7 protein-coding genes are annotated in these 10224 nt (G+C 77.0%); 4 read left to right on the top strand and 3 right to left on the bottom strand.

Translation table 11 applies throughout. From position 1 onward, the window contains the following. Positions 1 to 113 precede the first annotated feature (113 nt). Genes AB0M99_RS34425 through AB0M99_RS34415 form a run of 3 tightly spaced genes read right to left on the bottom strand, consistent with a single transcriptional unit; the run spans position 114 to position 2457 of the window. Entirely contained in the window at positions 114 to 1001 is an 888-nt protein-coding gene (locus tag AB0M99_RS34425; RefSeq protein WP_365927587.1) for a biotin-dependent carboxyltransferase family protein, read from the bottom strand. After that, positions 998 to 1702, bottom strand: a complete 705-nt coding sequence (locus AB0M99_RS34420) for an allophanate hydrolase subunit 1 (RefSeq protein ID WP_365927585.1) — start codon at positions 1700 to 1702, stop codon at positions 998 to 1000. Before AB0M99_RS34420 ends, AB0M99_RS34425 begins: the two co-directional genes overlap by 4 nt. Next, complete coding sequence (locus AB0M99_RS34415; protein ID WP_365927589.1) at positions 1699 to 2457, bottom strand: 5-oxoprolinase subunit PxpA; 759 nt, start codon at positions 2455 to 2457, stop codon at positions 1699 to 1701. Before AB0M99_RS34415 ends, AB0M99_RS34420 begins: the two co-directional genes overlap by 4 nt. Before the next feature lie 151 nt (positions 2458 to 2608). Here AB0M99_RS34415 and AB0M99_RS34410 point away from each other — a divergent pair, with 151 nt between their 5' ends. Genes AB0M99_RS34410 through AB0M99_RS34395 form a run of 4 tightly spaced genes read left to right on the top strand, consistent with a single transcriptional unit; the run spans position 2609 to position 10223 of the window. Then, the gene (locus tag AB0M99_RS34410; RefSeq protein WP_365927583.1) at positions 2609 to 4114 is read left to right on the top strand and encodes a hypothetical protein; all 1506 of its coding nucleotides are present in this window, start codon (positions 2609 to 2611) and stop codon (positions 4112 to 4114) included. Then, a complete protein-coding gene (locus AB0M99_RS34405; RefSeq protein ID WP_365927581.1) occupies positions 4111 to 4617 on the top strand; it encodes a hypothetical protein in 507 nt (168 codons plus the stop codon). Before AB0M99_RS34410 ends, AB0M99_RS34405 begins: the two co-directional genes overlap by 4 nt. Then, complete coding sequence (locus tag AB0M99_RS34400) at positions 4614 to 5516, top strand: hypothetical protein (protein WP_365927579.1); 903 nt, start codon at positions 4614 to 4616, stop codon at positions 5514 to 5516. The genes AB0M99_RS34405 and AB0M99_RS34400 overlap by 4 nt, the downstream gene beginning before the upstream one ends. 48 nt (positions 5517 to 5564) lie before the next feature. Further along, complete coding sequence (locus AB0M99_RS34395; RefSeq protein ID WP_365927577.1) at positions 5565 to 10223, top strand: hypothetical protein; 4659 nt, start codon at positions 5565 to 5567, stop codon at positions 10221 to 10223. The last annotated feature ends 1 nt before the right edge of the window (position 10224 follow it).

Raw genomic sequence — 10224 nt, 5'->3', positions numbered from 1 at the left:
ACCGGCCCGGCCCGGAAGGACAGTGGACTGACGGGACGCCCCCGGACCCCGTCAACGCCACCGAGCAGGCGAGGCACCGGACATCACCCCACCCCGCACACCGGTACCGGACATCACCCCACCCCCGCCCCCGCCGGTGTGAAGCGGAGGCCCGACCCCGGGCGGGACTGGGCTGCCGCGTCCAGGGCGGGGCCCCGGGGGACCACGCCGATCACCGGGTAGCCGCCGGTCACCGGGTGGTCGGCCAGGAACACCACCGGGCGGCCGTCCGGCGGGACCTGGACCGCGCCCAGGACCATGCCCTCGCTCGGGAGTTCCCCGGTCCGCGCCCGGGCCAGTTCCGGACCTTCCGTGCGCAGGCCGATGCGGTTCGAGGCCGCCGAGACCCGGTAGTGCGAACGCCACAGGCCCGCGATCGAAGCCGGGGTGAACCAGTCCGCCCTGGGCCCCAGCCGGAGCGGGAGCACCAGTTCCCTCGGGGGGCCCGGCGCGGCCGGGGCGTCGACCCCGTGCACCGGGTCCGGGCCCGGGGTGCCCACCGGGAGCACCACCCCCGCCGACAGGGCGGCGGGGCCGAGCCCCGACAGCAGGTCGGTGGAGCGACTGCCCAGGACCGGCGGTACGGCAAAACCTCCCCGTACGGCGACATAGCTGCGCAGGCCCGACTCCGCCCGGCCGATGTCCACCTCCACCCCTGCCCGGAGCCGGACCGGGGCTCCCCAGGGCACCGGGTGCCCGGAGGCCCGTACAGCACAGGGCGCGCCCGTGACCGCGATCACCACCGGGGCCAGCGCGCGCAGACTCACGCCGTCCAGGGTCGTCTCCAGCGCGGCCGCTTCCGGCGGGTTGCCCAGCAGGCGGTTGGCCAGCCGGTGCGCTCCCGTGTCCAGGGCCCCCGAGCGGGGCACGCCCAGGTGCGCGTACCCGGGCCGGCCCAGGTCCTGGACCGTGGTCAGCGCGCCTGGCCGGAGCACCTGGAGCGCCACCCCGGGCCCGCTCACGCGTCCGCCTCCGTGAAGCGCACCCGTACCCCCGGCGCGAACAGCGCGGCCGGCTCCCGCTGCGGGTCCCAGAGCACCGCGCTCGTGGATCCGATCAGCTGCCAGCCGCCGGGGGAGGAGCGCGGGTAGACGCCCGCGTACTCGCCGGCCAGGGCCAGCGAGCCGGCCGGGACCGCCGTACGGGGCGTGGCCCGGCGGGGGAGGTGGAGGTGCGGCGGGAGCCCGGTCAGGTAGCCGAACCCGGGGGCGAAGCCGCAGAACGCCACCCGGAACCCGGTGCCGCCGACGATCCCCGGGACCTCGGCTTCGGCGACCCCCCACAGCCGGGCCACCTCCGCCAGGTCCGGGCCGTCGTACCGCACCGGGACCGTGACCAGCGGCCCCTCGGCGGAGGTGAGCGGCGCCACCTCCCAGCGGGCGATGCGTGCCGCGAGGGCGGCCGGATCCGTGACGCCGTCCAGCAGCACCGTCCGCGCGGCGGGCACGATGTCCCGCACGCCTCCCGGAGCCCCCGGCCCGCAGGGACCTCCCGGAGCCCCGGGCCCGCCCGGAGCCCCCGCCCCGCCCGCGGTCCTGGCCCCGCCCAGCTCGCCCGCATCGCGTCGGCGCAGCAGTTCGGCGTGCAGCGCGGCCACCTCCTCGGCCGAGTCCACCTCCAGGAGCAGCGCCTCGGCCCCCACCCGGAGCACCCGCACGCTCATGCGAACGCCTCCACCCGGACGCCGGCCGCGTCCAGCGCCCGGCGCACGCGCAGCGCGAGCCCGGCCGCCCCGGGGGTGTCCCCGTGCAGGCACAGCGAGCGCGCGGCCACCGCGACCCGGGAGCCGTCGGCGGCCGTCACCGCGCCCTCGGCGGCCATCCGTACGGCCCGCTCGACGACGGCGTCGGGGTCGTGCACCACCGCTCCCGGCTCCCCGCGCGGCACCAGGGTCCCGGCCGCGGTGTAGGCGCGGTCGGCGAAGGCCTCCGGCACGGGCGTCAGCCCGGCCGCCGCGGCGGCGGTGAGCAGCAGCGAGCCGGGCAGGCCCAGGACGGGCAGGGCCCCGGCCGGGACCGCCAGCCGCACTCCGGCGACGACCGCGGCCGCCTGGTCGGCGTCGTGCACGGTGCGGTTGTAGAGCGCGCCGTGCGGTTTGACGTAGGACACCCGGGAGCCGGCCGCGCGTGCGAAGACCTCCAGCGCCCCGATCTGGTAGGCCACCTCGTCGGCCAGCTCGTCCGCCGGGACGTCCATGGCACGCCGGCCGAAGCCCGCGAGGTCGCGGTACGAGACCTGCGCGCCGATCCGTACCCCCCGCCGCGCCGCCAGCTCGCACACGCGGCGCATGATGGACGGATCCCCGGCGTGGAAGCCGCAGGCCACGTTGGCGCTCGTCACGACGGACAGCAGGGCCTCGTCGTCGGTCAGCGCCCACCGCCCGAAGCCTTCGCCGAGATCGGCGTTGAGGTCGATCAGGGGAGTGATCAGAGGTGTGATCATGGAAGCCATGCGGTGAGCGTAGAACAGCGCCCGCCCCGCGCCGCCGCGCTGTTCCGGGTCGCCGGGGACGATCCGGCCGAACCATGCCGTTTGGGATGTTGTCAGGGTCAGCGCCTAGTCTTTGTCCGTGACTCTCCCTGCCCCGGCGAAGACCCTTCCGTCCCCGGCGCCGGGCCCGGCCGCCGACGAGGGCCTGGCTCGGCGGCTGCGCGCGCTCGCCTGCACCGCCCCGCTGCACGACCTCGACGTACGCAAGGCCAATCTGGCCGGCGAGTACGGGGTCTACGCGATGGCGGAGGTGGCCCTCGCCGCGATCGACCTGGTCACGCTCAACATGGACTTCGACACCGGAGCCGACCACGAGCAGATAGTGGCCAGGCTGCTGCCCCGGGTCGCCGCCCAGGCGCCTTCGCGCCCGGCGGCCGAGCACGAGCGGGTGGCCCGCTGGGTGCTGGAGAACCTGATCAACGTCGGCAGCGTGGACCGCGGCTTCCGCGCGATCTACGGCACCTTCGGCCCGGACGGGGTCTACGTCCGCCGGGACTACGACTTCAAGCTGATCGAAGAGGTTCCGGGGTACGGCGGCGCGGTGTACCTGCGCACCACGGACGAAGCGGTGAACGTACTGGTCGGCGCCCTCGACACCGACGTCACCAGCGCCCAGATCGCGGCCGAGGTGAAGCTGGAGGTCCTGATCAGCCGGGGCCGGCTGGCGGACGCCCAGCTCGCGGCCGAACAGGCCCGGTACCGGACGGTCCAGTACGCCGAGACCCTGCGCCGCACGCTGGACGCCACGCGGCGCAACGTGCGCGCGGTGGACTGGCTGGTGGCGGTCCCGGACATGATCGCCGAGGCGCTCGACCACGTCGCCGACCGCTACCGCCACGAGAACGCGATCCTCACCAACATCCGCAAGGCGCGCGACGAGGCCGAGGAGCCCGACAACAAACGGCGTGCGGCCGAGCTCGTGGACATCGTCAAGGACTGCATCCGCCGGCACACCCAGCTCCAGTCACGGCTGCTGGACGCCGGCCCGCTGTTCCGCGCCGAGCAGGACCGCCAGGCCTTCGCGGCGCCCGCGCCGCGCGCCGGGATCGACCTGTACGGGCAACTGGTCGCGCCCGTGCTGCCGTTGGCGGTGGAGCGCGCCTCCCGGGTCACCGACGCCTTCTTCGCCGCCGGCGCGGGGCTGCGCAACCCCGTCTCCGTCCGGGTCGGCGACCTCGTCGACATACTGCTGACCCCGCCGGTGGAGCGGGAGCACCTCGGCGCGGAGATGCCGGAGCCGGACCTCATCGCGACCCCGGACGACAGCCGCTTCAGCGAGGAGCAGCTCGCCGCCGCGATGGAGCTCCTCGACCTGCCGCACGACGCCCCGCGCCGGCTGTCGGGGCTGCTGGCGCAGGCCAGGCGCACCGATCCGGACCTGCCGTACCTGGTGGCCCTGCTGGCCGTCCACGCGGCGAGTCCGGCGGTGGGCACGGCGTACCGCCAGGGCGAGGAGCGGCTGCTGTTCGCCGTGGACGACGGGACCGAGCTCGACGACCCGGAGTTCGGGGGCGCGGACCTGATCGTCGGCACGGCCCTGCTGGACTCCGCCGCCATGACGGCGGACCGCACGGAGGCAGCATGACCACCGCCCAGGCCCCGGCCCCGGCCCCGGCTCTGGCCCCGGCTCCGGCTCTGGTCCCGGCTCGGGCTCAGGCCCCGGGCCTGGCCCCGGGCCTGGCTCCGGCCCCGGGCCTGGCTCCGGCTCCGGTCCCGGTCCCGGCTCCGGCTCTGGTCCCGGCTCCGGGCCTGGCTCCGGCTCCGGGCCTGGCTCCGGCTCCGGGCCCGGCTCCGGGCCCGGCCCCGGCTCCGGGCCCGGCCCCGGCTCCGGGTCCGGCCCCGGCTCCGGGCCTGGCCCCGGCCGCCCGCGAGCCCGACGCGCGTGCCGGGCGTGCCGGCGCTCTCCCGCCGCGCCGCCGGACCGCCGGGCCGGTCCGCCACCCGGCCGCCGCCCCGGGCGGGCCCGGGGGCCTTGATCCCGCGGGCCGCCGACCCGCCGGGCTCGGGAGCCCGGCCAGGACCCGTAAGCCGCGCACGCGACACCGCACCGCCGAACACCACCGCACCGCCGAGGAGACGTACCCGTGAGCGACCACCACGCCGAGCACCCCGCGTGGAGCGAGGCCGACGCGCCGTCGGCCCCCGTCGCGCCCGCGTCGACCGGCACCGTCACCCCCGCCGACGCGGCCGACGCCGCCCGGCTCGTGGCCTTCGGGCTGCAGCCCAAGCTGCTGCCCGCCCGCGACGCCGAGTACGCCGAGCTGCTGCGCCGCTACCGCGAGGACCCCGCCTTCGGGCGGCTCGCCGACGCCGTCGCCACCGGCCTCGGGCTCGTCGTCCTGGAGGTCTCGCCCCGCGCGGGCATGGCCGTCGCCGCCGGCGAGGACTCCGTCTTCGCCGTCCGCATGGGCGACTACGCCCGGCGCACCACCGCCGACTCCGCGGACCGCTTCCTGCACGGCCTCGCCCACCTCGCCGTCGCCGCCCTCGCCTTCCCCCGCCCCGAGGACCTCGCCGACGACGGCTACATCGGCCGCATCACCGTCAACGGGGTCGACGCCTTCGTCCGGCAGACCTGCCGCCGCCTGGAGGAGCGAGCCGAGGAGCTCGGCGAGAACACCGACCCCGCCTCAGACGCCCCCGGCCTGGAGGCCGCCTGGCGGGTCTACGCCCGCCGCAGCGCGACCGGCGCCACCAAGGACGCCCGCCGCCTGGCCGGCTCCACCACCGGCATCGTCGGCAAGGCCGCCGCCTTCCTCACCGAATCCGGCTTCCTCCAGCGCACCGGCGACGATGCCGGCGGCACCTACCGCACCACCCCCCGCTACCAGCTCCAGGTCCGCGACATGGCGGGCAGCGCGGCCATGGCCGAGCTACTGGAACTCGGCGTGGTCCCCGTCAGCGACGGCTCCGCGACCCTCCTGCCGCCGCCCGAGGGCGACGACCTGGAGCTCGCCGCCGACGCCGGCCTGCCGTTCCACGCCTGAGTCACCCGTCCCCGTACGACCTACGAAAGACCACGAGAGTCCGCCGCCATGTACGAGCTGTCCCGGATCCGCCTCTACTCCATCGGGCCCGCCGGTGCGCGCTACGCCGACACCGTGCTCGACCTGCGCGGAGTCGGCGAGCCGGTGCCCCACCCGGCGCCCACCCAGGCGGAGTTCTTCGAGGACGAGCCGACCGGCCCGCCGCGCCGCCCGGCGCCCGCGGGCGTACTCTTCCTGGAGAACGGCGGCGGCAAGTCCGTCCTGCTCAAGCTGATCTTCTCGGTCATGCTCCCCGGACACCGCAACACCCTCGGCGGCGCCAGCTCCGGCGTGCTGCGCAAGTTCCTGCTCGCCGACGACTGCGGCCACGTGGCCCTGGAGTGGCAGCACACCCAGACCGGCGAGTGCGTGGTCGTCGGCAAGGTCAGCGAATGGCGCGGCCGCCAGGTCTCCAACGACCCGCGCAAGTTCGCCGAGGCCTGGTACTCCTTCCGCCCCGGCCCGGGCCTGAGCCTGGACAACCTCCCCGTCGCCGAGGCCACCTCGGTGCGCCCGCCCGTCGAGGGCGCCTCGGGCGCCCGGGGCCGCCGCCGCACGATGAAGGGCTTCCGCGACGCCCTCACCGAGGCCGGCAAGGCGTACCCGCACCTGGAGGTGTACTTCGAGGAGATCCACGACCGCTGGAACGAGCACCTCACCGAGCTCGGCCTCGACCCCGAACTCTTCCGCTACCAGCGCGAGATGAACGCCGACGAGGGCGAGGCCGCCGGCCTCTTCGCGGTCAAGAAGGACTCCGACTTCACCGACCTGCTGCTGCGGGCCGTCACCGACACCCGCGACACCGACGGCCTCGCCGACCTCGTCCACGGCTTCGGCAACAAGCTCGGCCGCCGCGCCGAGCTGATGGCCGAGCGGGAGTTCACCGCCGGCTCGGTGGACCTGCTGACCCGCATCGTCGAGGCCGCCCAGGCCCGGGCCCGGCTGCGCGACGTGCACGCCGGCGCGGAACGGCGTACGCGCACCCTGGCCCGGCGGCTGTCCGCCCGCGCCGGCGAGGAGCGCGGCCGCGCCGCCGACCTCGCGCAGCGGGTCACCGGCGCCGCCCACGAGGTCACCGCCGCCGAGTCCGCGCGGGCCCGCAGCGCCGCCGTCTCCGCCGAACTGGCCTACCGGCACGCCTCGCTGGCCCTGACCGTCGCCGACAAGGCCGCCGCCGCCCAGCGCCGCGAACTCCTCGAAGCCCGCACGCTGCACTCCGCCTGGCAGGCCGCCGAGAACGTGCTGCGCCACCGCGCCGCCGCCGACCGCTCAGCCCGGGTCGCCGCCGCCATCCTGGAGGCCGAGCGGGACGCCGCCCCGGCGCTCGCCGCGCGCGCCGCCGCCGCCGCCGAGCTGGTGCGGGCCCTGCACACCGCCGCCGAGCACGGCGAGCGGGCGGCCAACGAGGAGGAGGAGCGTTCCGCCGGGCTGCAGGAAGCCGGCGAAACCGCCCACCGCGACGCCACCGCCGCCGCCACGGCCGCCCAGCGCGCCCGCAGCGAGGCCGAGCACCTGCGGGCCCGCCTCGCGGAGGTCCAGCAGGAGACCGCCGAGGCCGTACGGGCCGGCTGGCTCGACGACACCGCCCCCGACGCCGATCCGGCCCGCGCCGCCCTGGCCGCCAGTGACGCCGAGAAGACCGCCGTGGCCGCCTGGGACGAGTCCCGCGAGGCCGCGCGCGCTGCCTCCGAGGCCGCCCGCGAGGCCGCCGCCGCGGAATCCCGCGCCGAACTCACCGCCGCCCGCGCCGCGGACGCCGCCGATGCCGCCGAGGCCGCCCACGACGCGGAACGCCGCGCCGCCGCCTCCCTCGCCGAATCCCCCCGCCTGGCGGCCCTGCTGGGCCTCCCGGACACCCCCGGCGTCCCGGTCCCGGCCCCGCGCGCGGACGAAGACGGTACGTCGACCGGCGCCCTGGGCGCCGCCCAGGGCGCCGCCCCGGCCGGATGGCTCACCGTCGAGGACCTCGACCGGAACGCCGACGACCTCCGCCGACTGCTGACCGACGGAGTCGCCTCGGCCGAACGCCAGCTGTTCGACCTGCGCACCGCGGCCGCCGACGACTCCCGCATCCTCGGCGCCCTCGGCGACGGCGGGCTGCTGCCGCCCGGCCCGGACGTCCTCGCCACCGTCGAGTACCTCGGCGAACACGGCATCCCCGCCCTGCCCGGCTGGCGCTACCTCGCCCAGTCCGTGGCCCCCGCCGACCACGCCGCCGTGCTCGCGGCCCGCCCCGAACTCGTCGACGGCGTCGTCATCACCGACCCCGACACACACGCCCGCGCCCGCGAGGTGCTCTCCGGCGCGGCCCTGCTGCCCCGCTCCACGGTCGCCGTGGGCACCGCCGCCGCACTACTGGCGCCCGTGCCGGCGGTGGACGACTCCGGCACCGCCGGGTCCGGCATCTTCATCGTTCCGCCGAACCCGGCCATGCACGACGAGGGCGCCGCCGACGAGGAGCGCCAGGCCCTGCGCTCCCGCGCGACTGCCCGCGACACCGAGATCCGGGACCTGGCCGCCCGGCTCTCCGGCGACCGGGAGCTCGCCGCCCGCCTCACCTCCTGGCGCACCGGATGCCCGCCCGGCCGCCTCGCCGAGCTCGCGGAGCAGGCCGCTGCCGCCCGTACGTTCGCCGAGGAGGCCGACGCCGAGCTCGCGGAGGCCCGTACCGTACGCGCCGAGGCCGACGAGGCCGCCGCCGACGCCGCCCGGGTCCGCGAGGAGCGCCAGGACTCCGCCCAGCGCGCCCGCCGCGTCGCCGACGCCCTCGCCGGCCTCGCCTTCCGCCTGCGCGAGCGCGCCGGCTGGCAGGCCAAGCTCCGCGAACTCGCCGACGACGCCGCCGAGTCCGAGGCCCGCGCCGAGGTGTGCCTGGACCGGGCCCGCGCCGCCGACGAGGACCGCCGCGCCGCGCAGCGCGCCGCCGACGACGCCCGCCGCACCGCCCGCGCCCTGCGGGCCGAGCGCGCCGAGATCGCGGGCGCCCCCGAGCCCCTGCCCGAGGCCGACGGGAGCCCCAAGGCTCCCCTCCCCGACCTGCGCGAGGCCTACCGCGCCGCCTCCCAGCTCTACGAGAAGGTCGGCGTCGGCGCCGACCTGCGCGCCGAACAGGCCCGCGCCGAGAGCGACGAGAGCGCGGCCCTCGCCGAACTCGACCGGCTCACCAACAAGGTCCGCACCCGGGCCGCCCAGCTCCTCGAAGGCACCGACGGCGCCGACGGCCCCTCCCGCCAGGCGGCGGCCGCCCGCGCCGAGTCCCTCGTACAGATGCTGGAGACCCGTGCGTCCACCGCGAGCGAGCAGCTCGGCCGGCTCCGCGGTGAGGCGGAACGCCATGCCCCCGCCGAGGGCGAGGCGCACACCGAGCTCCCCGAGGAGCTGATCCCCGGGGACGTCGAGCAGGCGCAGGCCCTCCTGCGGACCGCCACCGCCCAGCTCGCCGCCCACACCGCGGCCGTGGAGGGCGCCCGCGCGGCCCACGCCGACCTGCTGCGCGCCCACCGCACCGCCGAGGACGGCGCCGGGGGCTTCGACGAGACCGCGGCCCTGCTGCGGGACCTGCTGCGCGACCACACCCACCAGGAGGACGAGCAGGAGCCGGTGGCCCACCCGGGCACCCTGGAGGAGGCCCGCCAGTCGGCCACCGAGGCCCGCCGCTCGCTGCGCGGCTGCGCCGCCGACCTCTCCGCCGCCGAGGCCGCGGTCCGCGAGGCCTCCGACATCCTGGTCCGGCACGCCAATGCCAACCGCTACGAGCAGGTACGCACCCCCGCGCGCCAGCAGATCCGCGAACTGCCCGCCTCCGCCCTGCCCGAGCACGCGGCGTCCTGGGCGGCGGCCTTCGCGCCCCGGCTGCGCGTCCTCACCGACGAACTGGCGCAGCTGGAGCGCAACCGCGACAGCATCGTCGACCGGCTGCGCGGACTGGTGGAGTCCGCGCTGGCCACCCTGCGATCCGCCCAGCGGCTCTCGCAGCTCCCCGAGGGGCTGGGGGAGTGGTCGGGCCAGGAGTTCCTGCGCATCCGCTTCGAGGAACCCGACCAGGCCACCCTCACGGAGCGGCTCGGCGAGGTCATCGACGAGGCCACCCGCGCCGCGGTGAAGAAGAACAGCACCGCCTCCTTCGGCGAGGGCCGTCGCGACGGCATGTCCCTGCTGCTGCGCGGCGTCCAGGCGGCGCTGGAGCCCAAGGGCATCTCGGTGGAGATCCTCAAGCCGGACGCGGTGCTGCGCGCCGAGCGGGTGCCGGTCGGCCAGATGGGCGACGTCTTCTCCGGCGGGCAGCTGCTGACCGCCGCCATCGCGCTGTACTGCACCATGGCGGCGCTGCGCAGCAACGACCGCGGCCGGGACAAGCACCGGCACGCGGGGACGCTGTTCCTGGACAACCCGATCGGCCGCGCGAACGCCACCTACCTGCTGGAGCTCCAGCGGGCCGTCTCGGACGCGCTCGGCGTCCAGCTGCTGTACACGACGGGGCTCTTCGACACCACGGCCCTCGCGGAGTTCCCGCTGGTCATCCGACTGCGCAATGACGCCGACCTGCGGGCGGGCCTGAAGTACATCAGCGTCGAGGAGCACCTGCGCCCGGGCCTGCCCCAGCAGTCCCCGGAGGCGGAGACGATCCACGGCGAGATCACGGCGACGCGGATGTTCCGCCGGAGCTGAC

Source organism: Streptomyces sp. NPDC051183 (genome assembly GCF_040682455.1).
Lineage (GTDB): Bacteria > Actinomycetota > Actinomycetes > Streptomycetales > Streptomycetaceae > Streptomyces.
This window is presented reverse-complemented; position numbering and strand designations above follow the sequence as displayed.

Coding starts and splice junctions, on each gene's coding strand:
- AB0M99_RS34420 (WP_365927585.1), bottom strand. CDS start 1,702: ATGAGCGTGCGGGTGCTCCGGGTGGGGGCCGAGGCGCTGCTCCTGGAG.
- AB0M99_RS34405 (WP_365927581.1), top strand. CDS start 4,111: ATGACCACCGCCCAGGCCCCGGCCCCGGCCCCGGCTCTGGCCCCGGCT.
- AB0M99_RS34395 (WP_365927577.1), top strand. CDS start 5,565: ATGTACGAGCTGTCCCGGATCCGCCTCTACTCCATCGGGCCCGCCGGT.